Origin of the sequence: Nonomuraea sp. NPDC049486 (genome assembly GCF_040676925.1) — a bacterium.
Classification (GTDB): Bacteria; Actinomycetota; Actinomycetes; order Streptosporangiales; family Streptosporangiaceae; genus Nonomuraea; species Nonomuraea ferruginea.
The window spans coordinates 177,848-202,064 of record NZ_JBFAPV010000001.1 but is presented as its reverse complement, the minus strand read 5'-3'; the positions used below and the strand labels follow the sequence as shown (position 1 = coordinate 202,064).

Here is a 24,217-nt window from a genome sequence, read left to right as displayed (position 1 = left end):
TCAACAGAACCACGTCCCCGCTGCACATGGCCCGTAAGAGGCTCTCTTGGCCGCCTCCCCGGGCCATCGTGCGCAACAGCATGGTTCGCCATGCCTCACGTGTCGCGGCTCCTACCTCGCTTCTTACGAGCTGCCGGCGCGGTGTACGGCTCCGCGCCGCGCGTGGTGAGTCGCCATACACCGGCCCCTCTCTGACTGGCAGCGCTGCACATCGACGGCAAACACGCTGCTATCAGCTCGACGCGCTCATCGATTTTCGACTCCGCCGGCATCAAGAAGACCGACACACCGGCCTTGAGATACGCCTCGTACTCGTGCGGACGCTCGAATATCCGGAAATCCGTCGCGAGCACAGTCCAGCCTCGCTGACCTACCTTCGGCAGCCAGTCATCATCATCGGCCCCCAGCGCCTGATCCCTCGACCCGTACAACTCCGCAGGACTGTGAACGCGATAGCCGAGTCCGGTGAGCAGCCTGCGGATGGTTCGGCTGACACTGTTCTCGTCGAGGTAGAACTCAGGCGGCGTGGCCCACGAAGATGCGGGCGGCGGTTCGGACGTCCTCAACGGTGACTCCGAGCTCATCGGCTATCACCTCGAAGTCCTCCCCGGCCCTGACCATCGCGGCGACATCCGACACTCGGGTACGAGACTCCTCGAAAATAGGTTGCCCGAAAGATCTCAGCGGATCGACGACGATCTTCGAAGGCGCCCAGTGCCGCAGACGGAGCATCGCAGGGTAGCCGTCTTCCGCTCGCACGATGTACTGCAGATAGTCGGTCACGATCTCGCGGATCACCCGCTGCCCCGTGGTGCCCTCGATCAGCCCTTCCCCTTCCGGCGAAGTCTTCGAAAAGTCCCAGAGAACGTCGATGCCGTCCGTGGCCAGCTCCGGGGCGACGAGAACGTACTGCCCGAACTCTCGCTGGAGCCGCTCCAGCGCAGGGCGGATCTTGCGTGGCTTCACTCCTGCGGCCCGCAGCGCATCCAGGACGTATGCCTCTGCCATGGCCACGAAGGGAACGGTGGCCATGCGATGCTCGATCGGCTGCGGAAGAACGTGCAGCAGGGGACGGCCTCTTTCGTAGCCGCGCGCCCAGTGGTTGAACGTCTGCTGGGGGATGCCGAGGAAGCGGGCGGCGTCGCTCTGGTTGAGCAGACCGGTCCGAGTCCTGATGTCGTCCATGCCGCGCACCTCCTCTTTTGCTCGCAGTCATCTTCTCTCACCGACTCGGTGGGCGCACAAGGGCCCGCCGGTTGAACTCGTTCAGGGCCGCAACATTAGCCGCACTTTCGAGGGCACCGATGGCGATTGTGGTTATCCAGTGCGCGCACGGCATCACTTTCCGTAGGGAACACGAAGGCACCGGCGCCCTCCTGGACACCGCCACAGCTCCTGAAACTGGCTATCGCACCGGCTTCAGCGCCGCCTGGAGATGCACGACGCCCTCGCCGTACTTGTCGTCCAGCCGTTGCTGCAGTTCCTCGTCGGCCACCCAGACGCCCACGACCACCTGCTCCTTCATGATGTCGACGGAGGTCGAGGTGAAGCGCTGACCAAGATCGTCGCCGATGAACTCCTGGATCTGCCGGAGCGTTTCCTCGCTGCGCTGGGCCTGGCTGACGCAGAGTGCGCCGCCCCAGCTCTCCCGGACCCACGCCTCCCGGCCGGTCAGGTCGCCCGTGAACTTCACGTTCAGCACCAGCTTGGCCGGGTCGTTGGCGTACTTCTCCGACCACTCCCGCTTACTGCCGTCGTAGCCGGGGATCGAGTCCAGATAGCTCTGGTCGAGCCACACCCCGCCCACGGCTTCCTCGTTATCCAGCCGCTGCTTAGTCACCTGGAGCGCTTCCCGGGTGGCCTTGGCGGGATCGGCCGGCCGCCAGCCACCCTCCGGGACGGGGCACGGGCTGTCCAGGCTGTGCTCCTCCGATGCGCGCTCGACCGCCGCCCCTGGTGGTTCGGTCAGGGTCAGCCGGGAGCCGTCCCAGGTGCCGACCACCCGATACCAGCCCCACTTCGTACCCCGGACGCTCTCGTGCCGCACCTTGGACCAGTCCCAGCCGACGATGTCCGGCCCGCCGCACTGGGGTGGCAGCGACGTGGCCATCTCAGCGCACAGCTGCGGCCCGTGCTCGGGGCTCTCCAGGACGGAGACGGCGTCGGCCGCGTACGTGACCGGATTGTCGGCCGCCACTTCGCTGCCGCAGCCGGTCAACGCGATGAGGGCGAGCAAGACGAGGAACCGCATGCTCTTCAGACGTACGGGTGCTATGCGAGGTTCGGAACCGTACGGTTTCGGCTCTGTCCGGTCATCGGTAGTGGCGCCAGGTCGCTGAAGATCGACGATCCGGATCTCACCACGTGGCCATCACAGGGACCCGAGCGTCTCCCGGAGAATCCGCACGGCCTTCGGCCCGACCCCGTGCAGCGCGTTGAGCTCCGTATCCGAAAGCCCGGCCACCTGGTCGAGCGTGGTGATGCCGACGTTCGCCAGCGCCCGGGTGGCCGGCCGCCCGATCGCCTTGGGCAGGTCACCGACCTCGCCCGCGCCGGCCTTGTCGGCAGCGGACGCACGGGCCGCGACCTTCCGCGGCGCGCACGCGAGCCAGGCACGTCGCACCCAGTAGTTGAGAGCCTGGCCGTTGATGTCTTTGACAGGCAGGCGCACGAAGTCACCCGCCCGCTCGGCCGTCGCGTGCTGGGACACCAGGTCCTCAGCCTCGGCTCCCGGCAACCTAAGGCACACGAGGGCATCCGCATCCAGCAAGGCGAACTCCTTGCCGTCCACGGCGAACACCGGCGCGCCGTCGACAGCACTTTCGACCACATCAGGGTTGGAAAGCGCAGCCTTGCGGAACTGGGAGACTGTTGTCACCCCTCCACCTTGGCACATCGGGCGGCGCGGAAAGCTGCCCGAAAGCCGGCTGCGCTGCTCACCCGCCAGGCCGTGTCTCCCGGGCTGTTGGCAGGTCGCAAAGACCTTCCGTGGTGGCAGCCGAGGGCTCCTGACAGGGGTTGACCCGGAGTTCGAATCAGCTGAGTTCCTGGGCAAGCGGGCAGGGACCGGGGTGCGCGAGGGGGCGGTAGCTCCCTCGCCCGGGGGCGCGGGGGCCTGCCCCCGCACAGCACAGCCCGAGCCGCGTCGCGCGAAGCGCGTCCGACCGCGAGGCCGATGCCGTTGTACGCGGGGGCCAGCCCGCCACAACACACCACGAGGACGATGCCGTTGAACGCCGGGGCCAGCCCGCCACAACACACCACGAGAAGGATGCCGTTGAACGCGGGACCCACCTGCCACAACGCGCCCCCGGGAAAGGCACTCAGGGCACGAGCACGGCGGCGACGATCAACCCCACCGCCACGACGAAAGCCACGATCGAGTCGTACGCCCAGGTCACACGGACCTGGCCCACCTCGTCCTTGCGGAGTCTCGCCTGCTCGGCCCGGGAGGTGATCTGCTCCCCCACCCAGTCGGCGTGGGTCTTGCCCGCCATCGCCTCGGCCGCCGCCTGCTCGCCCTTGGTGAGCACGGGCTCGGTCTGGTAGCGGCCGTGACGGACCGGGGCGGCGCCGCGGCGCACGGCCTTGGCGCGTTCGCGGGCCGAGGTCATCGGGGTCCACAGGCGCAGCAGTTGCGAGCCGGAGTGGGAGACGTTGATCGAGTGGGACACGGTGACGTCCTCGACCGAGGCCCACGGCACGAACGTGGACCGCAGCGGGGTGCGGCCCACGAGACCGGGCTCGGTGAGGACGGTGGCCGGGCGGATGGCGACGACGTAGACGACGGCGGTGAGCACGCCCAGCACGGCGAGCGCGACCATGGACGGCTTGCCGCTGTAGCGGAGGGTCAGGTCGATGACGTTGGCCGCGACGAACGCCACCCAGATCCAGCCGAAGACGAAGGCGGTTTTGGAACGGAAGACCTGTTTCACGGCTGCCACTTGAGTTGCGCGAATCCGGGCTTGATGACGCCGTTGATCAGCGCGAGGCGTTCGTCGAACGGCAGGAAGGCCGACTTCATCGCGTTGACCGTGAACCACTGCAGGTCGTCCCAGCCGTAGTCGAACGCCTCGATGAGCTTGGCGAACTCCTGCGACACGGTGGTGGAGCTCATCAGCCGGTTGTCGGTGTTGACCGTGACCCGGAAGTGGAGGCGGCGCAGCAGCCCGATCGGGTGGTCGGCGATGGACGCGGCGGCGCCGGTCTGCAGGTTGGAGGTGGGGCACATCTCCAGCGGGATGCGCTTGTCGCGCACGTACGCGGCCAGCCGGCCGAGCTTGGCGGTGCCGTCGCCGGAGACGGAGATGTCGTCGATGATGCGTACGCCGTGGCCGAGCCGGTCGGCGCCGCACCACTGGATGGCCTGCCAGATGGACGGCAGGCCGAAGGCCTCGCCGGCGTGGATGGTGAAGTGGGCGTTCTCCCGCTGGAGGTACTCGAAGGCGTCGAGGTGGCGGGTGGGAGGGTAGCCCGCCTCGGCGCCGGCGATGTCGAAGCCGACGACGCCGACGTCGCGGTAGCGTACGGACAGCTCGGCGATCTCCATCGAGCGGGCCTGGTGGCGCATGGCGGTCAGGAGCGTGCCGACGCGGATGCCGCGCCTCTCGGACCCCTTGCGGAAGCCCTCCAGGACGGCCTGCACCACCTCGTCGAGGCTCAGCCCGTTGGTGGTGTGCTGCTCGGGGGCGAAACGCACCTCGGCGTAGACGACGCCGTCGGCGGCCAGGTCCTCGGCGCACTCGGCGGCGACGCGGGCGAGCGACTCGGGGGTCTGCATGACGCCGACGGTGTGCTGGAACGTCTCCAGGTAGCGCTCCAGCGAGCCGGAGTCGGACGCCTCCTCGAACCACTGGCGCAGGTTGTCCGGGTCGGTGGTGGGCAGCCGGTCGTAGCCGGTGTCGCGGGCCAGGTCCACGATGGTCTCGGCGCGGAGACCACCGTCGAGATGGTCGTGCAGCAACACCTTGGGCGCGCGCCGGATCTCGTCAATCGTGGGGCTCATCCGCCCATGATACGAGTCACTCGTCGCGGTTGGCCGAATCAGGGCTGAAGGCGGGCAGGCACACCGCGACGTACTCGGCGCCTTCGTCGCCCACCCGGTAGCGGACCTTCTCGCCGGGCTCGGTGACGACGGTCTGACCGGCGGACACCTCGGTGGTGCCGCCGGCGTGCTCGACCAGGACGGTGCCGCGCAGCACGAGCGTGTATTCGGTGAAGGCCGGGGCCTGGGCGGGCTCGTCCCAGCCGGGCGGGGCGACCATGTGGGCGATCGAGATCGCCTCGTCGCCGCTGTTGACGCGGCCCACGTGCTCGTCGATGAGCTTGCCGCCCGGCACCGGGATGCGTGAAGGTCCTTCGATCTTTCTCACCACCCGGTCAGTGTGCCACGTCGACCACCAGTCTGGGCGGGGTGGTGAGCTCGCTGACCTTGAAGCCCGTGACGCCGGGCGCCAGCAGGGCGATGCCGACGAGGCCTTCGAAGTCGCCGGTCTTGGCGATGCCGGTGATGCCCCCGGACGCGGGCACGGTGGTGCCGTTCCAGGTGGGGGTGCCGTCCTCGGTGTGGGCGTTGGCGGGCACGAGCCGGATGTGCAGGGCGCGGCCGCCCTTCAGGTCGATCGGCCGGCCCGAGCCCTCCTCGTGCAATTCGCGGACCCAGCGCACGGTGTAGCCGGGGACGCCGCCCTGGAAGTCGACGACCACCCGGTCGAACGAGGGATGCCGGCCGAACCGCACCCCGGTGACCAGGGCGGGTTCGGCGTCGTTCCGCTCGACCCGGACGGGGGCGGTGGCGGTGGGGCCGGGGACGGGCGTGGCCGTGTGCGGCTCGGTGGCGGGCCCGGGGGACGCGGCGCTCTCCGCCGGGGTGTCCGCGGGAGGCGCCGTGCCGCAGGAAATCAGGACCGCGCCACACGCGAGGAACGCGACGGCGGCCCGTACGAACGGGGTCATGTGCACTGGATGCCCGGCGACCGCGCGTCCGATGCGCCGTCGACCTGATCGGCATCGGGGGACGCCCGGGAACCGCCGGGCACGATAGGTTCGGCGGTTTCCCGACCTCCCGCCTGGATGCGCGTGCATCTAACCATGATCTTTACGGCGTGGTAACCTCCGCGCATGGACGAGCGGTTCGTGGTCGACACCTGGCATGACGTCCTCTCCAAACACGCCAGGGCCATGTGCGCGCTGGAGCGCGAGCTGGGCGACAAGCACGGGCTGGGGCCCAGCGAGTTCGAGGTGCTCGACCGGATGGTCAGCCATGACAGGAAGCTGCGCATCCAGGAGCTCTGCGACGAGGTCCACCTGAGCCAGAGCGCGCTCTCGCGGGTGGTGGCCCGCCTGGAGAAGGCCGCGCTCGTGTCGCGCGGCGTGTGCGACTCCGACCGGCGGGGCGTGTTCGTGCGCATCACGGAGGAGGGCCGGGCCCGTCACGCGGCGGCGCTCCCCACCCAGCGCGCCGTCCTGGCCGAGATCTTCGACGACGCCGCCACGCCACTGAGCACCTGACTCCGGCTGTCAATCGTCGCTACTCTACGGCGATGCTCCTCATTCACGGATCATTGACGCTCGCGGTGGCCGCCGCGCTCACCGTGGCCCCGGCCACGACGGCGCACGAAGCGACCAGGACCGCGGACCAGGTCTTGCGGGTCTACACCAACAACATCGAGAACCTGGTGAGGAACAACGCCGACGGCTCCTGCACCCGGATCTCGGGCCCCGACCACCTCACCTCGATGCTGGTCGACGACAACGGCAAGACCGGCACGTCCGGCGTGCGGGCTCCCGATCTCCTGATCGTGCAGCAGGTGCGCGGCACCGGCCAGGCCACGGCCTACGCCGACCAGCTCTCGGCCAAGTTCGGCTATCCGGCGGGCACCTACAGGGCGATCGTGGCCTGGGACGACCCCGAGCAGTGGGGCGGCTCCCACCACTGCAGCCAGCAGTCGCTGGGCGACCTGAAGAAGCGCCAGACCAACGGGATCATCTACAACACCAGGACGCTGGGCCTCGCCGAGACCTCCAAGTACTGGAGCGCGGGCTGGCTGAAGCCCGGCACGTCCTACTCCGGCGGGGCCGGGTGCACGCTCTACAAGCCGCCGAGCAACGACGACGCCGCTGCCAACAAGCACAAGTGGAAGCGCACCAGCGCCATCGCCGCGAGGTTCACGATCAAGGGGACGGGGACGTCGGTCTTCGCCGCCTCCATGCACCTGCCGGAGCAGAACGGCAAGAACGCCTGCGCGGGGCCCGGCGACCCGGGCATCGCGAACTCCGGCATCAAGGTCGGCGCGGACGCCACGAGACTGATGAACGCCTCGGCCGTCCGCGTGATCGGGATCGACGCGAACCGCACCGGCATCGCCCGCACCACCCTCGGCGGCTTCGGCATGACCGGCTACGGGGCGAAGGCCACCATGGGCACCAGGAAGATCGACCACCTGTTCGTCAAGGGCGCCGTGCGGCCGTCACCCGTCGACCACACGGTGAACAGCACGAAGTCCAACCACCTGGCCCTGTACGCGTTCATCACGGTCTGAACCCACCCGAGCCCTGGACGGATCACCGAACCCGGCCGCGCCAGCGGTCGAACGCCGACGCGGCGGACCACCCTGCCGTTACGCGGTGACGCGGCCGATCACGAGGGGCAACTGCTCCCCCGCGGTCTCGCCCACCTCGTAACCGCCGTCCAGGGCCGCGAGCGCCCGCTCGAACCGCGCCGCCTCGTCGGCGTGCAGCGTCATCAGCGGCTGCCCTTGGCGCACCGGATCGCCGGGCTTGGCGTGCAGGGTGATGCCCGCGCCCGCCGACACCGGGTCCTCCTTGCGCGCCCGGCCCGCGCCGAGCCGCCAGGCCGCCAGGCCCACCGCGTAGGCGTCGAGCCGGGACAGCACCCCGGACGCCGGCGCCTCGACGGTCATCGTCTCGCCCGCCCGGGGCAGCGGCGCGTCCGGATCGCCGCCCTGGGCCGCGATCATGCGCCGCCAGGCGTCCATCGCCGACCCGTCGCCCAGCGCGTCGGCGGGGTCCTTGCCGGAGATCCCGGCCGCCTCCAGCATCTCCCGCGCGAGCCGTACGGTCAGCTCCACCACGTCGGAAGGCCCGCCGCCCGCGAGGACCTCGACCGACTCCTCGACCTCCAGGGCGTTGCCCACGGCCCGGCCCAGCGGCCGGTCCATGGCGGTGAGCAGCGCGACCGTGCGCACGCCCGCGTCGGTGCCGAGCGCCACCATGGTCTCGGCCAGTTCGCGGGCGCGCTCCGGGGTCTTCATGAACGCCCCGGAGCCGACCTTCACGTCGAGCACCAGCGCGCCCGTGCCTTCGGCGATCTTCTTGGACATGATCGACGAGGCGATGAGCGGGATGGACTCGACGGTGCCGGTGACGTCGCGCAGCGCGTACAGCTTCTTGTCGGCGGGCGCGAGCCCGGACCCGGCGGCGCAGACCACCGCGCCCGCCTCGCGGAGCACGCCGAGCATCTCGTCGTTGGACAGCGAGGCCCGCCAGCCGGGGATCGACTCCAGCTTGTCGAGCGTGCCCCCGGTGTGGCCGAGGCCGCGCCCGGAGAGCTGCGGCACGTAGGCCCCGCAGGCGGCGACCAGCGGCGCCAGCGGCAGCGTGATCTTGTCGCCGACGCCGCCGGTGGAGTGCTTGTCGGCGGTCGGCCGGTCGAGCGCCGACCAGTCCATGCGCTCGCCGGAGCGGATCATCGCCTCGGTCCAGCCGGCGATCTCGCGCCGGTTCATGCCGTTGAGCAGGATCGCCATGGCCAGCGCGGCCATCTGCTCGTCGGCGACCGCGCCCCGGGTGTAGGCGTCGATCACCCAGTCGATCTGGGCGGCCGTCAGCTCGCCGCCGTCGCGCTTGGCGACGATGACCTCGATGGCGTCCATCACGCCATCCGGGACAGGTCGTCGGGGCCGAAGGCGTACGGCAGGATCTCGGCCATCCGCTTGGGCCCGTCGACGGTCTCGACCTGCAGGTCGGCGCCGCCGAACTCCCACAGCAGCTGACGGCAGCGCCCGCACGGCATGAGCAGCTCACCGTGGCCGTCGACGCAGGTGAAGGCCACCAGTCGGCCGCCGCCGGACGCCTGCAGCGCGGACACCAGCCCGCACTCGGCGCACAGCCCCACGCCGTAGGAGGCGTTCTCCACGTTGCAGCCGGTCACCACGCGCCCGTCGTCGACCAGCGCGGCGGCGCCGACCGGGAATTTGGAGTATGGAGCGTAGGCGTGGTGCATGGCCTCCGCGGCCTCGGCGCGCAGTGAGTCCCAGTCGATGCTCAATGCTGTTCCCCCCGTCGGTAGCGTACGCCGTCGGCCTTGGGCATCCGCAGCCGCTGCGACGCGACGAGGAGCACCAGCAGCGTGAGCACGTGCGGCGTGATGAAGACGAACTCGTTCGGCAGCCGGTCGACGGTCAGCCAGAGCCAGAAGAGCACGGCCGCGCCCACCACGGCGGCGCCCATCGCCGTGTAGTCCTTGACGGTCAGCGCCGACAGCCCGTCCGCCCGGCGGGCCCTGACGCCGAGGTAGATCAGCAGCAGGATCGCGCCCAGGAGCAGGAAGGACGTGATCGCCCCCTGGCTGCGCAGTTGCAGGCCGTCGGCGTACCCGAAGAGCGCGGCGCCGGCCGCGAGCCCGCCGGGCCGCCAGTTACCGAAAATCATCGCGGCGAGGCCGATGAAGCCGCGCCCGGCCGTCTGCCCCTCGACGTACTTCGTGCTGACGAAGACCAGGAACACGCCGCCCAGCCCGGCGAACGCGCCGGAGATGACCACCGCGATGTACTTGATCCGGTAGACGTTCACGCCCAGCGACTCGGCCGCCCACGGGTTCTCGCCCGCGGAGCGCAGCCGCAGCCCGAAGGAGGTGTGCCAGAGCACGAAGAACGTCAGCGGCAGCATCAGCACGGCCAGGATGACCAGCACGTTCACGTTGTGCGTGAGCCCGCGCAGGATGCCCGCCACGTCGCCGATCAGGAACCACCTGGTGCTCTCCAGGCTGCCCAGCCAGTCGGGCCCGGCCGACAGCAGCGGCAGGCTCAGCTCGGGCGCCGCGGACGACATCGCGGGCGAGGTGGTGATGCCCGCGCCCGCCTGGTTGGCGGGGCTGCCCTCCTTGTAGAGCACCTCGGACAGGAACCGGGTGACGCCAGGACCGAGCAGGTTGATCGCCACGCCGCTGATGATGTGGTCGACGCCGAAGGTGACGGTGGCGATGGCGTGGATGAGGCCGCCGATCGCGCCCGCGAGCAGCCCGGCGACGAGCGCCGCGTAGGGGCCCCACTGGTAGCCGGCCCAGCCGGCGAACCATGTGCCGAGCACCATCATGCCTTCGAGGCCGATGTTGACCACGCCCGCGCGCTCGGCCCACAGGCCGCCGAGCCCGGCCAGCCCGATCGGCACCGCCAGCATGAGCGCGGCCGCGAACGTGCCGGACGAGGTGATCTCGTTGGCTCCGGTGATCAGGCGGATCAGCGCCACGAGCAGGATCGCCGCGGCGACGCCGACGAGCGCCAGATGGTACTTGCGGGTCCTGGTCATGCTGCCACCTCAACGGGAGTGTTCCTGCCGAGCGCCTGGGCGGCCCGCCGTTCCTCGCGCCGCAGCGCGATCCTGCTGGTGATCTCGTTGGCGATGACCACGAGGAGGACGATGGTGCCCTGCATGATCGTGATGACCGAGGGCGGCACGTCCGCGAACTGCAGCGGCCCCTGCGCCCGGTCGAGGAAGCCGAACAGCAGCGCGGCCACCGCGATGCCCGCGGGCTTGTTGCGGCCCAGCAGGGCCACGGCGATGCCGAGGAAGCCGAGGCCCGGGGTGAAGTTGGAGCCGAACGCGTGCTCGTCGCCGAGGATCTCGGGCAGGCCGATCAGTCCCGCGACCGCCCCGGAGAGCACCATCGCGGAGATGACCATCCGCTTCGGGTCGACGCCGGAGGCGAGCGCGGCCGGCGCGTTGAGACCGCTGGCCTTGACCTCGAAGCCGAACCTGGTGCGCTCGAGCACCAGCCAGATCCCGACGCCGAGCAGGATCGCCACGATCAGGAAGCCCCACAGGCCGTCGCCGCGCGGCGCGGGCAGGCCGAACATCTCCAGCAGCACGTTCACGTTGGGGAACCACGCCGACTCGGGCAGCACGGGCGTGCTCGTGGTGAGCTGGCCCTCCGCCCGCTCGCCGGCGAACGGGCCGCGGACGAGGAACGCGGCCAGGTTGATCGCGATGTAGTTCAGCATGATCGTGGAGATGACCTCGTTCACCCCCCGGGTCACCTTCATCACGGCCGGGATCAGCGCGTACAGGCCGCCGGCGGCCGCCGCCACGATGATGATCACCGTGATCTGGATCGGCGCGGGCGCGACGAACGTCGAGCCGACGAAGGCGGCGCAGATGGCCGCGATGCGGTACTGGCCCTCGACGCCGATGTTGAAGAGGTTCATCCGGAAGCCGATGGCCACCGCCAGCCCGGCGATGAACAGCGTCACCGCCCGGTTGAGCATGTCGGCGATGCTGGTCGACACGGCCTTCTCGGTGGCGCCGAAGTTCAGGAAAGCGGCGAACGCGTCCGCCGGGCTGGCGCCCACGGCGACGATCGCCACACTGGAGATGCCGATGGCCAGCACGATGGCCGCGACGGCGCCGGCGACGGTGAGCAGCGCCCTGAAGAGCCCCGCGGGCATCACGCCTCCTCAGTGCCGGTGATGGCACCGGTCATGTATCCGCCCAGCCGCTCTGGCGTGACGCCGGACGGGTCGAGCCGGGCGGCGAGCCGCCCTCGGTAGATCACGTACAACGTGTCGGACAGGCCGATCAGCTCGTCGAGGTCCGCCGAGATCAGCAGCACGGCCAGCCCGGCCGCGCGGGCGTTGCGCAGGTGCTCCCAGATGGCGGCCTGCGCGCCCACGTCGACGCCTCTGGTCGGGTGGGCGGCGATGAGCACCTTCGGCTCGCCGCTCATCTCGCGGCCGACGATGAGCTTCTGCTGGTTGCCGCCCGACAGGGCCAGGGCCAGCGTGTCGACGCCGGGCGTGCGGACGTCGTACGCCTCGACGATGCGCTGGGTGTCGGCCCTGGACGCGCGCCGGTTGATCCAGAACCCGCGGCGGGCCGGGGGCCTGGTCTGGTGGCCGAGCACGCGGTTCTCCCAGAGGGACGCCTCCAGCAGCAGGCCCTGGCGGTGGCGGTCCTCGGGGATGTAGCCGATGCCCGCCTCGCGGCGGCGCAACGTGGGCCAGGCGGAGATGTCCTCGGCGCCGAGCGTGAGCCCGCCGCGCGCCTGGCGGATGCCCATGATGGCCTCGATCAGCTCGGACTGCCCGTTGCCCTCGACGCCCGCGATGCCGACGATCTCGCCCTTGCGGATCTCGAACGACACCTCGTCCAGCAGGCGCCGCCCGCCCTGCGCCTCCAGGGTCAGGCCGGACACCTTGAGCATGACGGTGTCGGTCACCGTGGACTCGCGGGTCTCCGGGGTGGGCAGCTCGCTGCCGACCATGAGCTCGGCGAGCTGGCGGGCGGTGGTGCCCGCGGGGTCGACGCCGGCGACCGTGGTGCCGCGCCGGATCACGGTGATCGCGTCGGCGATGCTGAGCACCTCGTCGAGCTTGTGCGAGATGAAGATGACGGTGAGGCCGCCGGCCTTGAGCTCGCGCAGGTTGTCGAAGAGCTCGTCGACCTCCTGCGGCACGAGCACCGCGGTCGGCTCGTCCAGGATGAGGATCCGCGCGCCGCGGTAGAGGACCTTGAGGATCTCCACCCGCTGGCGGTCGCCGACGCCCAGGTCCTCCACGAGCCGGTCGGGGTCCACCCGCAGCCCGTGGCGCTCGGCCAGCTCGTTGATGCGGCGGCGGGCGCCGGCCTTGTCGAGCACGCCGGCCCTGCCGGGCTCGGCCCCCAGCACGATGTTCTCCAGCACCGTGAAGTTGTCGGCGAGCATGAAGTGCTGGTGGACCATGCCGATGCCGACGGCGATGGCGTCGCTCGGGGTGCGGAAGGCGACCTCTTCGCCGTTGACCCTGATCGTGCCCTCGTCCGGCTTCTGCATGCCGTAGAGGATCTTCATCAGCGTCGACTTGCCGGCGCCGTTCTCCCCCACGATCGCGTGCACCGTTCCGGCGTCGACGGTGAGGCTGACGTCGTGGTTGGCCACGACACCGGGGAAGCGCTTGGTGATGCCCTCCAGCTGGACGGCTGGTGGAACCGCGGCGACGGTCTCGGCGTTCATCGGCCGCTCATTCGATCTCTCCTTGGCAGATACAGGCCGAAGGCCCGGGTCAGGGGACGCCGGGCCCTCGGGGAGGCATTCCTCAGATCACGGCTTGGTCGGGACCGTGATCTTGCCGTCGACGATGTCCTTCTGAGCGGCTTCGATCTTGTCCGCGATGTCGTCGATCTCACCGCCGGTGGTGGACAGGCCGACGCCGTCCACCTTGAGGTCGTAGATCACGTCGGTGCCGCCCTTGGCGCCACCCTGGAAGGCCTTGACGAACTCGAACACGCCCACGTCGACGCGCTTGAGCATGGAGGTCATGATGACCTCCTGGAGGTTGGTCTCCTTGACCGTCTGGCGCTGGTCGGAGTCGACGCCGATGGCCTTCTTCTTGGCCGCGGCCGCCGCCTGGAACACGCCGAGGCCGGAGTCGCCGGAGGCGTGGTAGACGATCTCCGCGCCGTCCTGGTACATCTTCTCGGCTGCGACCTTGCCCTTGTCGGGGGCGCGGAAGCCGGTGAAGTCACCGTCGGGCGTGAGGTAGGTCACGTCGATCTTGGCGTCGCTCTTGACCGACTTCACGCCGGCCTCGAAGCCCGCCTGGAACTTCTTGATCAGGTCGTTCTCGACACCGCCGACGAAGCCCACGTGGCCGCTCTCGGCCTTGAGCGCCGCCGCGACGCCCGCCAGGTAGGAGCCCTGCTCCTCGGCGAAGAGCAGACCCGTCACGTTGGTGGCGTTGGAGGCCGAGTCGACGACCGCGAACTGGATCTCCGGGTACTCCTCGGCGGCCTTCTTGATGTCCTCGCCGTAGGCGAAGCCGACGCCGATGATCGGGTTGTAGCCCGCGTCGGCCAGCTGGGTCAGCAGCTCGCCGCGGTTGGAGCCGTCGGACGCCGGGCTGAGTTCCTTGATCTCCGCGCCGAGCTCGGCCTTCGCCTTCTCCAGGCCCGCGTAGGCGGCGTCGTTGAACGACTTGTCGCCGCGTCCGCCGATGTCGAACGCGAGACCGACCTTGAGCGCGCCACCCGCGGGGGCGCTGCTGCTGTCCGCGGACGGCGCGGTGCTCGCCGTCGTCTCCCCGCCGCTGCCGCTGCCGCCACAAGCCGCGGCCGCCATGAGCATGGCACCGGCCAGCGTGCCGGTCGCCAACCTGCCGAATCGCTTGCTGAGCAAGGCGACTCCTTCCATTTCCCCGGCCGTCAAACTTCATCGCAGGCGCGAAGAAATGCACGGCAACCCTGCACGGAAGATAGTTGGTTGACCAGGCCATACCAAACCGGCACACAGGGTCGCAACCGCTCCGTTATCGACCTCAAGCGGGACTGTGACCTGGCCGCGCCCTCACCCACGTCCGGAAGCTTTGCCCAATTTTGGGCCTCGCCATCCGGTCCGAGGGGATCGATCATGACAGGGCATTCCCCCAACCGGGGCAACCACTCAGGAGTCCTGCATGCACCCCTGGAAGGCAATCGCCGTGCCGCTGGCCGCGGCCATGGTGCTCACCATGGCGTCCGCGCCGCCCGCGGCATCGGCGGACACCCCCGCCGTCAAGGTCGAAGGAGGCGCGACCCAACCGGTCTTCTCCCGCGCCGACGCGATCAAACAGACGGTCTTCGTCGAGGTGGCCGGCACCGACAGCGACGACGACGGCAGCCCCGACCGGGTCGCCGTCGACATCCTGCGGCCCAAGGAGACCGACCAGGGACTCAAGGTCCCGGTCATCATGGAGGCCAGCCCGTACTACGCCGGCGGCAACGACGTCGCCAACCACGTCGTGGACGTCGACGAGCACGGCAACCCGCTGCCCAGCACCCTGCGCGGGCAGTCCAAGCTGTCGAGCGAGCCGTTCGACTCCTACTACGACAACTACTTCGTGCCCCGCGGCTACGCCGTCGCCCTGGTCGAGAACCTGGGCAGCGGCCGCGCCACCGGCTGCCCGACCACCGGCGACCGCAACGAGACGGCCGGGCCCAAGGCCGCCATCGACTGGCTCAACGGCCGCGCCAAGGGCTTCGACGCCGCCGGCAACCCGGTCGAGGCCACCTGGTCCACCGGCAAGGTCGGCATGATCGGCGTCTCGTACAACGGGACCCTGCCGAACGCGGTGGCCGCGACCGGCGTCAAGGGCCTGGAGACGATCGTGCCGATCGCCGCGATCTCCTCCTGGTACGACTACTACCGGGCCAACGGAGGCGTGGTCGCGCCCGGCGGGTTCCAGGGCGAGGACGCGGACGTGCTGGCCAAGTACGTGCTCACCAGGGAGAACGGCCAGGAGGTGTGCGGCCCGGTCATGGACCACCTGACCGCCGCCCAGGACCGGGTCACCGGTGACTACAGCGACTTCTGGGACGACCGCAACTACCTCAACGACGTGCGCAAGGTGCGGGCCAGCGTCTTCCTCGTGCACGGGCTCAACGACTGGAACGTCAAGACCAAGCAGGCCGCCCAGTGGTGGTACGCCCTGGCCGAGCGGAAGGTGCCGCGCAAGATCTGGCTGCACCAGGGCACCCACATGAACCCGTTCAGCCTGCGCACCGCCGAGTGGCTGCGCCAGCTGCACGGCTGGTTCGACCACTGGCTGTACGGGATCGACAGCGGGATCATGCGTGAGCCGCAGGCCGACGTGGAGATCGCGGCCGGCCAGTGGGGTCAGCACAGGTCGTGGCCGCTGCCGGGCACCGCGCCGGTGCGGCTGTGGATGGGCTCGGACGCGAAGCTGGGCCTGCTGCCGCGACCGCTCTCGGCGCGCGAGTCGTTCGTCGACCAGAAGGCCCGCACGGCGGAGCAGCTGGTGGAGAACGCCCCGGCCGCCGACCCGAACCGGCTGGCCTACCTCACCGGGACGCTGCCGACGGACGTGCGGATCTCCGGCACGCCGGAGGTCACCGTGCGGGCCTCGCTGAAGAACGGCTCCTCGCCGTTCCTGACCGCGCTGCTCGTGGACTACGGCACCGACACGCGGCCCGACGGCAGGCTGCTGTCGACCGGCGAGGAGTACTGCTACGGCCAGGGCGTGCCGGGTGACACCGGCTGTACGGTGCTGCGCCGGCTGGGCACGGCCGAGACCGCGTACAAGATCGTCACCCGGGGCTGGCTGGACGTGCGCAACCGGAACCGGGCCGACCGGACGGAGCCGGTCCGCGCGGGCAAGGAGTACAGCTTCACCTGGGACTTCCAGCCCCAGGACTACCTGTTCAAGAAGGGGCACAGGATCGGCGTCGTGATCATCTCGACCGACCACGACTACACCCTGCGCTACCCGGCGGGCACCGAGGTGACGCTGTCGCCCGGCCGCTCGTCGCTGCGGCTGCCGGTGGTCTTCGGCCGGATCTCCTGACATGGGACGGCGGCGGGAGACCGGAGTCTCCCGCCGCCGGACCGTGTCTCGTCAGGCCAGCGCCGAGGTGATCTCGTCAGCGGCCGGCACGTGGGTGCTCTCGAACAGCGCGGTCAGCGCGGTCGTGGCCATGACCCGCACGCCCATCGCGATCGCCCGCTCGTCGATGTCGAACGTGCCCTGGTGGATGTCGTAGGTGACGCCGCTCTCCGGGGACCGGGTGCCGAGCCGGGCGAAGGCGCCCGGGATCGACTCGAGGTACCAAGCGAAGTCCTCGCCGCCGAGCGACTGGTGGGTGGACACCACGGCGCCCGCGCCCAGGGCGCGCTCGGCGGCCTCCGACAGCATCTGCACGCAGCCCTCGTCGTTGACCACCGGCGGCACGCCGCGGGTGTATTCCATCGTGGCCTCGATGCCGTACGCGCCCGCCACCGACTCCAGCAGCGTCTTGATCAGGTCAGGGGCGGCGTGCCAGGCGTCCTCGTCGAGGCAGCGGACCGTGCCCTCGGCCACGCCGCCGTCGGGGATCGCGTTGGCGGCCGTGCCGGCCTCGACGCGGCCCCAGACGAGGCTGAGCGAGGAGCGCGGGTCGATCCGGCGCGACAGCGCGGCGGGCAGCTCGGTGAGCACCTTGGCCAGCGCGAAGACCAGGTCGGCCGTGAGGTGCGGGCGGGCGGTGTGGCCGCCCGGGCCGGACACCCGGATGACGACCTTGTCGCAGGCGGAGGTGATCGGGCCGCTCTTGAGACCGAGCTGGCCGACGTCGACGCGAGGGTCGCAGTGGAGGCCGAAGATGCGGTCGACGCCGCTGATGCCGCCCTGGGCCATGACCTCGAGCGCGCCGCCGGGAAGCTCCTCGGCGGGCTGGAAGATCAGCCGCACCCGGCCGGGCAGCAGCCCCGCGGCGGCCTGCTGGGCGAGGAAGAGCGAGGCGCCGAGCAGGATCGTGGTGTGCACGTCGTGGCCGCACGCGTGGCAGGCACCAGGGACGGTCGAACGGTAGGACACGCCCTTCTCGTCCTGCAGGGGCAGCGCGTCGATGTCGGCGCGCAGTGCGATGGTGGGGCCGTCGCCGCTTCCCACGTCACAGATGAGACCCGTGCCGCGCGGGAGCACCGTCGGGGTCAGCCCTGCGGCCACGAGCCGCTCCGCGACCCGCTGGGTCGTGCGGTATTCGGCGAAGGCCAGCTCAGGATGCATGTGCAGGTCGCGGCGGAACGCCACGAGATCCTGCTCGGTCTCCACCAGGAACGCGTCGAGTTCCCCTCGAAGCTCACGCCCCTGCATCAGTCACCATCCCGTCCCGTGCCGTGCGCCGTCGACTACCCGGAAATCACACGGCCAATAGCGCCGTATCTAGTACTTGTCCCAACTGTGGTCGGCTGTTCGATCGGAGCAGCCGTCCGGCGAATCGAGATTGCCGCACACCCGGAGGTCTTCGGGGATCGTCAGCGCGGGGCACGACTCTCGGTCGCCTGTTGAGGACAACCGCCACAGCCCGGATCACAGCGGTCGGCCGTGGAACCTGGCGATGCTCCGACTTTATCCCTCTCACGAGGCTTCGCGCTGACGACTACACCAAAAGTTAGCCGACGGCATGCCCGTAACCATGGACGGTCACGGAGAGTGACAGGTCAACTGACCTGAAAATAGTCACAAGGGATCACTAGATCATGACCCGCGGCCGCCACTCCCAAACGTGGTGACCGATTCCGAATCGCGTCACCTTCAGCCATGGCGATAACACTACCGCGCTGGCTGCATTTGGGAGAATTGCGTGTTTCACTCGCTATATGATCACTAACATCCCGTTCGGGGAGAAGTATGCCGGGTTGAGCATCTTCGAGCCGGGCCAGGGCACCCTGGTGGTCGTACCTTCGCTCTCCCTGCCCCAGGATGAGCTCCGCCGCATCACGGGCGCGCGATGCTACGAGGAGCGTCTGCTCTTCTTGTTGCTGACGCTGCGCGAGCCCGGGGTCGACGTGATCTACCTGTCGTCCGCGCCGATCGATCCGGCCATCGTCGACTACTACTTGGGATTCCTGCCCGATCCGGAGGAAGCCGCCAAACGGCTCACGCTGATCAGCCTCGACACCCCGGACGCGCAGCCCCTCACCCGGACGTTACTCTCCCGTCCCGATGTCCTGGAGCGGCTGCGCGCCGCGATCGACGGCGACGCCTGGCTGGTCCCCTTCGTGCTGAGCGAGCTGGAGGAACGGCTCGCCTCGCTACTCAGCGTTCCCCTCTACGGCCCGGCCACGTCACTGGCCTACTACGGCTCCAAGAGCGGCTCCCGGGAGATCGGCACCGAGGCGGGCGTGCCGATGGCCCGCGGCTTCCGCGACCTCTACACGCTCGCCGAGATCGAGGACGCGATCGAGTCGCTGCCGGGCGAGCGTCTGATCGTCAAGCTGAACGACGCCTACTCCGGCCTCGGCAACGCCATCGTGCCCAGGGGCGACCTGCGGGGCACCAGCTTCGCGGCCGAGGGCGAGACCTGGGCCACCTTCGCCGCCAAGGTGCGCGAGCGCGGCGCGGTCGTCGAGGAGTTCATCGAGCACCGCCCGCTCTACCACCCGAGCGCGCTGGCCCGCATCTCCCCCGGCGGCGACTACGAGGTGGTCGCCACCCACGACCAGGTGCTCGGCGGCCCGAACAACCACGTCTACCAGGGCTGCATGTTCCCGGCCGCGCCGGAGTACCGCTCCGAGGTCGGCGACTGCGCCGGGCGCATAGCCGGAGCGCTGGCGGCCAAAGGCGTGATCGGCCTGTTCGGCATGGACTTCTTCGCCATGAAGACCGACGCCGGCTACGCGGCGCTGCTGTGCGAGATCAACCTGCGCATCGGCGGCACTACCCACCCGTACGGGGCCGCGCTGCTGACGACCGGGGCCACGTACGACCCCGGCACCGGGCTGCTGATGGCCGAGGGCCGGCCCAAGTACTACACGGCCACGGACAACTGCGCGGCCGACTGCCTGCGCGGGCGCACCCCCGGGCAGGTGCTGCGCCAGGCCGAGCGGCTCGGCCTCGGCTTCGACCACGACAGCCGCACCGGCAACGTCTTCCACCTGCTCGGCGCCATCCCCGAGCACGGCAAGCTCGGCTTCACCTCGATCGCCGACTCCCGCGAGCAGGCGGACGAGCTGCACCGCCGGACCCGACGCGCCCTCTGTGGCTGATTCCGCACCGATTCTGTGCATTAATAAACGAAGTCACGTATGGGCTGGAGGGGCGCTCCGGTGAATCCGTACTTCGTCATCAAAGACCCGCGCAGCCGCGCCGGTCTGCGTCTGAGCGCGTCCGCCACGTCCCAGGAGCGGCTGGCCTTCCTCAACGAGGCGAGCAGCCGCATCGGCAGCACGCTCGACCTCCAGCAGACGTGCCGCGAGCTGATGGACGTCGCGATCCCCCGGCTGGCCGACACCGGCGGCGTCATGGTGCAGGAGCGGCTCATCACCGAAGGCGAGTTCCCGGCCCGCGCGAAGGACGGCTCGGCCCTGGTCAGACGCGTGTCCACGGCGGTGGCGACGCACAACCCGTGGGAGTGGGACGACGCGTTCCCGGTCGACGAGGTCTGCGTCTATCCCCCGTACCTGCCGCAGGGGCAGGCCATGGCCACGGGCGAGACCGTGCTCGTGCCCAGGCTGGACCGCACCGTAGGCGAGGAGAACGCACAGGCGTTCCAGCGGCCGGTCATCGCCAGGCTGCTGCCCGGGAGCTCCTTCCTCGTGGCGCCGCTGCTCGCCAGGGGCAACGTGCTCGGGTTCCTGGTGCTGCTGCGCCACGACTGCAGCGAGCCCTTCCAGGAGTCGGACGTCCCGCTGGCCGAGGAACTGGCCGCGCGGACCGCGATCTGCATCGACAACGCCCGGCTCTACGAGCGCGAGCGGCGCACCGCGCTCATGCTGCAGCGCTCCCTCCTGCCGACCGGCCTGCAGCGGTCCCCCGGCCTGGAGATCGCCTACCGCTACCTGCCGGCGAGCGACCTGGCCGAGGTGGGCGGCGACTGGTTCGACGTGATCCCGGTGACCCCGGAGCGCACCGCGCTGGTGGTCGGCGACGTGATGGGCCACGGCATCCGCGCCGCGGCGACCATGGGCCAGCTCCGCACCGCCACCCAGACGCTGGCCAGCCTGGACCTCGACCCGTCCGAGCTGCTCTTCCGGCTCAACCACGTGGCCCAGCAGCTCAGCTCCGACCAGATCGCGACCTGCCTGTACGCGACGTACGACCGCACGTCCGGCAAGATCGCCATGGCCAGCGCGGGACACCTGCCGCCGGTGCTGGTGGAACCCGCCGGGCAGGCCGCGACGGTGCCCGTCGTCCCGGGACTGCCGCTCGGCGTCGACGTCGAGACGTGGGAGACCTGCACCGTCGACCTGCCTCCGGGCGGCCTGCTCGCCCTCTACACCGACGGCGTGGTGGAGAGCAGGGAGCAGAGCATCGACCAGGGCCTGTCGGGCCTGTGCACGCTGCTCAGCGGTCCGCCCCGGGGGATCGAGCGGATCTGTGACCTGATCATCAACGCGCAGCGGCCGACGGACAAGCGCGACGACATCGCGCTACTGCTCGCCAAGGCCTCCTGATCGCCGCCCGCGCAGGCCGCGCCACCCGATGACGCCCAGCACGATCGCCAGCACGATGTTGACGGCGATCAGGATGCCGTGCACCACGTAGAAGCCGGTGTCGTGCCCGTCCTGGAGGTTGAATCCCAGGTTGATCCACTCGAAGATCATGAACGCGGCGAGCGCGATGAGGAATCCAGCGATCTTTCGTGACATGACCATCTCTCTAGCGTCTGAAGCGGATCTTCAGGGGATGTGTCGGCACATGAGCGACAACACGAAGCTACGCTGAGTTCGCGATGTGGATGAAACTGGTGCCAGTCACGGCACTCCTCGTGGCGGTGACCTTCACCGGGGCGGCCCAGGCGTCCCCGGCCCCGACCCAGACCCCGACCCCGCCGCCGCCGGTCGGCGGTGACCTGCTGGCCGGACGTGGCCTGATCAAGCCCGTCGGGTTCAAGGCGCCCCCGAAGACCAAGGCGACCGCGTACGTGATCGCCGATCACGAGACGGGGCAGGTGCTGGCGGCGAAGGACCCGCACGGCCGCTACCGCCCGGCCAGCACGCTCAAGATGCTCACCGCGGCCACGCTGATCCCCAAGCTCGACAAGACCCTCAAGGTCAGGCCGAGCCGCAACGCCGTCAACCAGGAGGGCAGCGCCGTCGGCCTGCAGACCAGGCCCATCTACACGGTGGACGACCTGTTCAAGGCCCTGATGATGTCGTCCGGCAACGACGCGGCGATGGCGCTGGCCGAGGCGAACGGCGGCCTCGACAAGACCATGCGCGACATGAACGACGAGGCCAAGCGGCTGCAGGCCAACGACACCGTGGCCAAGACGCCCAGCGGCCTGGACAAGCCCGGTCAGAGCAGCTCCGCCTACGACCTGGCGCTCATCGCCAGGTCCGGCCTGTCCGACAAGGATTTCCGGCGGTACGTGAGCACCAAGACGGCCAAGTTCCCCGCGCCGAAGAAGTGGTACGAGATCAGCAACCACAACAAGCTGCTCTGGCGCTACAAGGGCATGATCGGGGTCAAGAACGGCTGGACGACGAAGGCGCAGAGCACGTTCGTCGGCGCGGCCACCCGCGACGGCCACACGATCATCGTGTCGATCATGAAGCACGAGGGCTACTTCTGGGAAGAGGTGGCCGACCTGCTCGACTGGGGCTTCGCCGCCCGGGGCAAGGTGACGCCGGTCGGCCGGCTCGTCGACCCGCTGCCGGACGAGCCGGCCCAGCAGGCGGCGCCGGTCGCCACGTCCCACGCCACTCCGTCGCCCAGCCGGAAGCCGATGATGGACGCGGCCGCGTCCGAGCAGGACGCGAGCACGCGCACGATGGGTTCCGTGGTGATCGGCGGCGGGCTGCTGTTCGGGCTGGTCTGGCTCGGCTACGGCATCCGCCGCAGGCGCAGGAGGCTATGACGGCCCGGCCGGCTCCGGCGTGCCCGCCGAGGGCACGGGCGAGGGCGCGGGCGGCGGGGCGCCTCCGGCCGTGGCGGTCCACGCGGCCACGTACAGGATGAGCCGGGTGGAGAAGTTGATCCACAGCAGCAGGCCGACCATGACCGCGAACGCGCCGTAGATCGGGTTCGACAGCGTCCCGGCGAGCAGCAGCGAGGCGACCTGCTTGAGCACGCCGAACCCGATCGCGCCGAGCAGCGCGCCCCGGGCGAGCACCCGGAACGGCTGGACGGGCCTGGCCACCCAGCCCAGCGCGATCATGAACAGCACCCAGTCGGCGGCGACGCTGCCCGCCAGGCCGACGAGCCCCGTCAGCACCGTCACCACCGGCGAGCTGCCGCCGAACAGGAAGTTCGCCACCATCGTGGTGGCCTGCGTCGCCAGCCCGCCGACCAGCACCGACACGATGAGCGTCACGCCCAGCATGAGCAGCGACGCCAGGTCGCGCAGCTTGGCCCTGACGAACGAGAACGCCGGAGAGGTGGTCATGGAGATCTCGCGCAGCGCCCCGCGCAGCGCGTCCACCGCCCCGAGCCCCGCGTACAGCAGGCCCAGGAGCCCGATGACGCCCGCGGTCGTCTTGGCGTCCTTGACCGCCGTCAGGTCGAGCTGCCCCGCCAGGCCGGGCAGCCGCTCCGTGATCGCCGTCTCCAGCGCCCCCGCCACCGTCGCGCTGACCGTCACCACGTACCCCAGCAGCGCGAACGCCAGCGCGATCAGCGGGAAGAAGGACAGGAACGCGAAGTACGTCACCCCGCCCGCCAGCCGGTCGCCGGACTGCGCCTGATAGCGCTGGACGGTCTTGATGAGGTGGTCGACGGACGGCCTGCGCACGCGCCAGCCTTCCACCATCCGCCTGGCCCGGTTCTTGATGGACCGGATCCGCTCGGTCAGGCTCACGCTCACGCCCCAGACCTGCCCTGGAGGCGACGTTCGTATCCTTTCGGCGATCATTCCGCGCCGGGGGATTCCCGTTGGACGGGCCTCCCAAGGATCTGGCAAGCCTTTGGTGATCTTCGGCAGATTGAAAGCCGCACTATGGCGAGTACCTGGCCCGACGTGCTGTTTCGCTCGTCCATGAGGCACTGGATCGCTGAGCTTCGGTGACGGCATGGCCTGCCTGCCCGTCTCCGCGCTGTGGACCACTCCGGCTTGACACGGGACGCAGGGCGGGAAACTGGAAGGGTGACCACCGAGAAGGGCTCTCCGCCGCCCATCAGCCCCTCCATCATCGTGCTGACGCTGGCGCGCCGGGTCGAGACCGAGCTCGGCGCCGCTCTCGCGCCGCTCGACCTCACCGTCACCCGGCTCGGGCTGCTCGGGCACATCGCCGCCGTGCCGGGCGTGTCGTTCAGCGACCTGGCGCGCATGTCGGGCACCGCCGTGCAGAGCGTGCACTCCGCGGTGAAGGCCCTGGTCGCCGCCGGTCTCGTACGCGACAGCAACGCCCGCGCCGGCTCGGCGTCCACGATCGAGCTGACCCCCGAGGGGCGGCGGCTCCTGGCGGCGGCCGAGCAGGCCATCGGCGACGTCGACGACCTGCTGTTCGGGTCCTCGGCGGACCCGATCCAGCGGCAGCTCGCCGCCGCCATCCGCGCCGCCTTCGCCTCCTGACGCGCGTTATGCCGCT

24 protein-coding genes are annotated in these 24,217 nt (G+C 70.0%); 7 read left to right on the top strand and 17 right to left on the bottom strand.

Translation table 11 applies throughout. From position 1 onward, the window contains the following. Positions 1-95: 95 nt before the first annotated feature. From AB0K05_RS01025 to AB0K05_RS00990, 8 genes are all read right to left on the bottom strand, one after another. Positions 96-584: a hypothetical protein gene (locus AB0K05_RS01025; RefSeq protein WP_364225424.1), complete on the bottom strand. Its 489-nt coding sequence runs from the start codon at positions 582-584 to the stop codon at positions 96-98. After that, positions 517-1,185 carry a DUF433 domain-containing protein gene (locus AB0K05_RS01020; RefSeq protein WP_148036948.1) on the bottom strand — a complete coding sequence of 223 codons (669 nt, stop codon included), beginning with the start codon at positions 1,183-1,185 and terminating at the stop codon, positions 517-519. The genes AB0K05_RS01025 and AB0K05_RS01020 overlap by 68 nt, the downstream gene beginning before the upstream one ends. A 220-nt stretch (positions 1,186-1,405) precedes the next feature. Then, positions 1,406-2,251 carry a hypothetical protein gene (locus tag AB0K05_RS01015; protein ID WP_271278905.1) on the bottom strand — a complete coding sequence of 282 codons (846 nt, stop codon included), beginning with the start codon at positions 2,249-2,251 and terminating at the stop codon, positions 1,406-1,408. A gap of 120 nt (positions 2,252-2,371) precedes the next feature. Further along, complete coding sequence (locus AB0K05_RS01010) at positions 2,372-2,878, bottom strand: hypothetical protein (protein WP_271278906.1); 507 nt, start codon at positions 2,876-2,878, stop codon at positions 2,372-2,374. Positions 2,879-3,323: 445 nt separating this feature from the next. After that, the gene (locus tag AB0K05_RS01005; RefSeq protein WP_271278907.1) at positions 3,324-3,935 is read right to left on the bottom strand and encodes a hypothetical protein; all 612 of its coding nucleotides are present in this window, start codon (positions 3,933-3,935) and stop codon (positions 3,324-3,326) included. Further along, positions 3,932-5,005 carry an adenosine deaminase gene (locus AB0K05_RS01000; RefSeq protein WP_271278908.1) on the bottom strand — a complete coding sequence of 358 codons (1,074 nt, stop codon included), beginning with the start codon at positions 5,003-5,005 and terminating at the stop codon, positions 3,932-3,934. The genes AB0K05_RS01005 and AB0K05_RS01000 overlap by 4 nt, the downstream gene beginning before the upstream one ends. Positions 5,006-5,021: 16 nt before the next feature. Then, positions 5,022-5,375 (bottom strand): AraC family ligand binding domain-containing protein, encoded by a 354-nt coding sequence (locus AB0K05_RS00995; protein WP_148036943.1) that lies wholly within the window; start codon positions 5,373-5,375, stop codon positions 5,022-5,024. 4 nt (positions 5,376-5,379) lie between these two features. After that, positions 5,380-5,955, bottom strand: a complete 576-nt coding sequence (locus AB0K05_RS00990; RefSeq protein WP_364225417.1) for a hypothetical protein — start codon at positions 5,953-5,955, stop codon at positions 5,380-5,382. A gap of 165 nt (positions 5,956-6,120) precedes the next feature. Here AB0K05_RS00990 and AB0K05_RS00985 point away from each other — a divergent pair, with 165 nt between their 5' ends. After that, the gene (locus tag AB0K05_RS00985) at positions 6,121-6,510 is read left to right on the top strand and encodes a MarR family transcriptional regulator (protein WP_148036941.1); all 390 of its coding nucleotides are present in this window, start codon (positions 6,121-6,123) and stop codon (positions 6,508-6,510) included. Between the two features lie 32 nt (positions 6,511-6,542). Next, positions 6,543-7,541 carry a hypothetical protein gene (locus tag AB0K05_RS00980; RefSeq protein WP_148036940.1) on the top strand — a complete coding sequence of 333 codons (999 nt, stop codon included), beginning with the start codon at positions 6,543-6,545 and terminating at the stop codon, positions 7,539-7,541. A 78-nt stretch (positions 7,542-7,619) separates the two neighbouring features. Here the strand turns inward: AB0K05_RS00980 and AB0K05_RS00975 are convergent, their stop codons facing one another. The 6 genes from AB0K05_RS00975 to AB0K05_RS00950 form a co-directional block, all read right to left on the bottom strand. Further along, positions 7,620-8,894, bottom strand: a complete 1,275-nt coding sequence (locus AB0K05_RS00975; protein ID WP_364225412.1) for a thymidine phosphorylase — start codon at positions 8,892-8,894, stop codon at positions 7,620-7,622. Further along, positions 8,894-9,289 (bottom strand): cytidine deaminase, encoded by a 396-nt coding sequence (locus tag AB0K05_RS00970; RefSeq protein ID WP_364225409.1) that lies wholly within the window; start codon positions 9,287-9,289, stop codon positions 8,894-8,896. Before AB0K05_RS00970 ends, AB0K05_RS00975 begins: the two co-directional genes overlap by 1 nt. Continuing rightward, positions 9,286-10,548, bottom strand: coding sequence for an ABC transporter permease (locus tag AB0K05_RS00965; protein ID WP_364225406.1), 1,263 nt, complete (start codon positions 10,546-10,548; stop codon positions 9,286-9,288). Before AB0K05_RS00965 ends, AB0K05_RS00970 begins: the two co-directional genes overlap by 4 nt. Next, the gene (locus AB0K05_RS00960) at positions 10,545-11,684 is read right to left on the bottom strand and encodes an ABC transporter permease (RefSeq protein ID WP_148036936.1); all 1,140 of its coding nucleotides are present in this window, start codon (positions 11,682-11,684) and stop codon (positions 10,545-10,547) included. The genes AB0K05_RS00965 and AB0K05_RS00960 overlap by 4 nt, the downstream gene beginning before the upstream one ends. Beyond that, positions 11,684-13,228: an ABC transporter ATP-binding protein gene (locus AB0K05_RS00955; RefSeq protein WP_364225402.1), complete on the bottom strand. Its 1,545-nt coding sequence runs from the start codon at positions 13,226-13,228 to the stop codon at positions 11,684-11,686. The genes AB0K05_RS00960 and AB0K05_RS00955 overlap by 1 nt, the downstream gene beginning before the upstream one ends. Positions 13,229-13,315: 87 nt before the next feature. After that, positions 13,316-14,389, bottom strand: coding sequence for a BMP family ABC transporter substrate-binding protein (locus AB0K05_RS00950; protein WP_148036934.1), 1,074 nt, complete (start codon positions 14,387-14,389; stop codon positions 13,316-13,318). Positions 14,390-14,666: 277 nt separating this feature from the next. Here AB0K05_RS00950 and AB0K05_RS00945 point away from each other — a divergent pair, with 277 nt between their 5' ends. Continuing rightward, positions 14,667-16,553: a Xaa-Pro dipeptidyl-peptidase gene (locus AB0K05_RS00945; protein WP_364225398.1), complete on the top strand. Its 1,887-nt coding sequence runs from the start codon at positions 14,667-14,669 to the stop codon at positions 16,551-16,553. A gap of 51 nt (positions 16,554-16,604) precedes the next feature. Here the strand turns inward: AB0K05_RS00945 and AB0K05_RS00940 are convergent, their stop codons facing one another. Continuing rightward, positions 16,605-17,840: a M20 family metallopeptidase gene (locus AB0K05_RS00940; RefSeq protein WP_148036932.1), complete on the bottom strand. Its 1,236-nt coding sequence runs from the start codon at positions 17,838-17,840 to the stop codon at positions 16,605-16,607. Between the two features lie 506 nt (positions 17,841-18,346). Here AB0K05_RS00940 and AB0K05_RS00935 point away from each other — a divergent pair. Further along, on the top strand, positions 18,347-19,735 hold the full coding sequence (locus AB0K05_RS00935; RefSeq protein WP_187281630.1) for a peptide ligase PGM1-related protein: 1,389 nt from the start codon (positions 18,347-18,349) through the stop codon (positions 19,733-19,735). A 60-nt stretch (positions 19,736-19,795) separates the two neighbouring features. Beyond that, positions 19,796-21,142 carry a GAF domain-containing SpoIIE family protein phosphatase gene (locus tag AB0K05_RS00930; protein ID WP_364225394.1) on the top strand — a complete coding sequence of 449 codons (1,347 nt, stop codon included), beginning with the start codon at positions 19,796-19,798 and terminating at the stop codon, positions 21,140-21,142. Here AB0K05_RS00930 and AB0K05_RS00925 read toward each other — a convergent pair. Further along, positions 21,119-21,337 carry an SCO4848 family membrane protein gene (locus tag AB0K05_RS00925; RefSeq protein ID WP_246639936.1) on the bottom strand — a complete coding sequence of 73 codons (219 nt, stop codon included), beginning with the start codon at positions 21,335-21,337 and terminating at the stop codon, positions 21,119-21,121. The two genes, AB0K05_RS00930 and AB0K05_RS00925, sit on opposite strands and share 24 nt — an antisense overlap. A gap of 89 nt (positions 21,338-21,426) precedes the next feature. Between AB0K05_RS00925 and AB0K05_RS00920 the strand changes: the two genes are divergently transcribed. After that, the gene (locus AB0K05_RS00920; protein ID WP_261809075.1) at positions 21,427-22,548 is read left to right on the top strand and encodes a D-alanyl-D-alanine carboxypeptidase; all 1,122 of its coding nucleotides are present in this window, start codon (positions 21,427-21,429) and stop codon (positions 22,546-22,548) included. Here AB0K05_RS00920 and AB0K05_RS00915 read toward each other — a convergent pair. Then, positions 22,543-23,493: a YihY/virulence factor BrkB family protein gene (locus tag AB0K05_RS00915; RefSeq protein ID WP_364225390.1), complete on the bottom strand. Its 951-nt coding sequence runs from the start codon at positions 23,491-23,493 to the stop codon at positions 22,543-22,545. The two genes, AB0K05_RS00920 and AB0K05_RS00915, sit on opposite strands and share 6 nt — an antisense overlap. A 279-nt stretch (positions 23,494-23,772) precedes the next feature. Between AB0K05_RS00915 and AB0K05_RS00910 the strand changes: the two genes are divergently transcribed. Beyond that, positions 23,773-24,201 (top strand): MarR family winged helix-turn-helix transcriptional regulator, encoded by a 429-nt coding sequence (locus AB0K05_RS00910; RefSeq protein ID WP_219545191.1) that lies wholly within the window; start codon positions 23,773-23,775, stop codon positions 24,199-24,201. Positions 24,202-24,217: the final 16 nt, after the last annotated feature.

Excerpts from the sequence above, each read along its gene's own strand:
- AB0K05_RS01025 (WP_364225424.1), bottom strand. The coding sequence starts at position 584 with ATGAGCTCGGAGTCACCGTTGAGGACGTCCGAACCGCCGCCCGCATCT.
- AB0K05_RS01020 (WP_148036948.1), bottom strand. The coding sequence starts at position 1,185 with ATGGACGACATCAGGACTCGGACCGGTCTGCTCAACCAGAGCGACGCC.
- AB0K05_RS01015 (WP_271278905.1), bottom strand. The coding sequence starts at position 2,251 with ATGCGGTTCCTCGTCTTGCTCGCCCTCATCGCGTTGACCGGCTGCGGC.
- AB0K05_RS01000 (WP_271278908.1), bottom strand. The coding sequence starts at position 5,005 with ATGAGCCCCACGATTGACGAGATCCGGCGCGCGCCCAAGGTGTTGCTG.
- AB0K05_RS00990 (WP_364225417.1), bottom strand. The coding sequence starts at position 5,955 with ATGACCCCGTTCGTACGGGCCGCCGTCGCGTTCCTCGCGTGTGGCGCG.
- AB0K05_RS00985 (WP_148036941.1), top strand. The coding sequence starts at position 6,121 with ATGGACGAGCGGTTCGTGGTCGACACCTGGCATGACGTCCTCTCCAAA.
- AB0K05_RS00980 (WP_148036940.1), top strand. The coding sequence starts at position 6,543 with ATGCTCCTCATTCACGGATCATTGACGCTCGCGGTGGCCGCCGCGCTC.
- AB0K05_RS00975 (WP_364225412.1), bottom strand. The coding sequence starts at position 8,894 with ATGGACGCCATCGAGGTCATCGTCGCCAAGCGCGACGGCGGCGAGCTG.
- AB0K05_RS00965 (WP_364225406.1), bottom strand. The coding sequence starts at position 10,548 with ATGACCAGGACCCGCAAGTACCATCTGGCGCTCGTCGGCGTCGCCGCG.
- AB0K05_RS00960 (WP_148036936.1), bottom strand. The coding sequence starts at position 11,684 with ATGCCCGCGGGGCTCTTCAGGGCGCTGCTCACCGTCGCCGGCGCCGTC.
- AB0K05_RS00955 (WP_364225402.1), bottom strand. The coding sequence starts at position 13,228 with ATGAACGCCGAGACCGTCGCCGCGGTTCCACCAGCCGTCCAGCTGGAG.
- AB0K05_RS00945 (WP_364225398.1), top strand. The coding sequence starts at position 14,667 with ATGCACCCCTGGAAGGCAATCGCCGTGCCGCTGGCCGCGGCCATGGTG.
- AB0K05_RS00940 (WP_148036932.1), bottom strand. The coding sequence starts at position 17,840 with ATGCAGGGGCGTGAGCTTCGAGGGGAACTCGACGCGTTCCTGGTGGAG.
- AB0K05_RS00935 (WP_187281630.1), top strand. The coding sequence starts at position 18,347 with ATGATCACTAACATCCCGTTCGGGGAGAAGTATGCCGGGTTGAGCATC.
- AB0K05_RS00925 (WP_246639936.1), bottom strand. The coding sequence starts at position 21,337 with ATGTCACGAAAGATCGCTGGATTCCTCATCGCGCTCGCCGCGTTCATG.
- AB0K05_RS00920 (WP_261809075.1), top strand. The coding sequence starts at position 21,427 with ATGAAACTGGTGCCAGTCACGGCACTCCTCGTGGCGGTGACCTTCACC.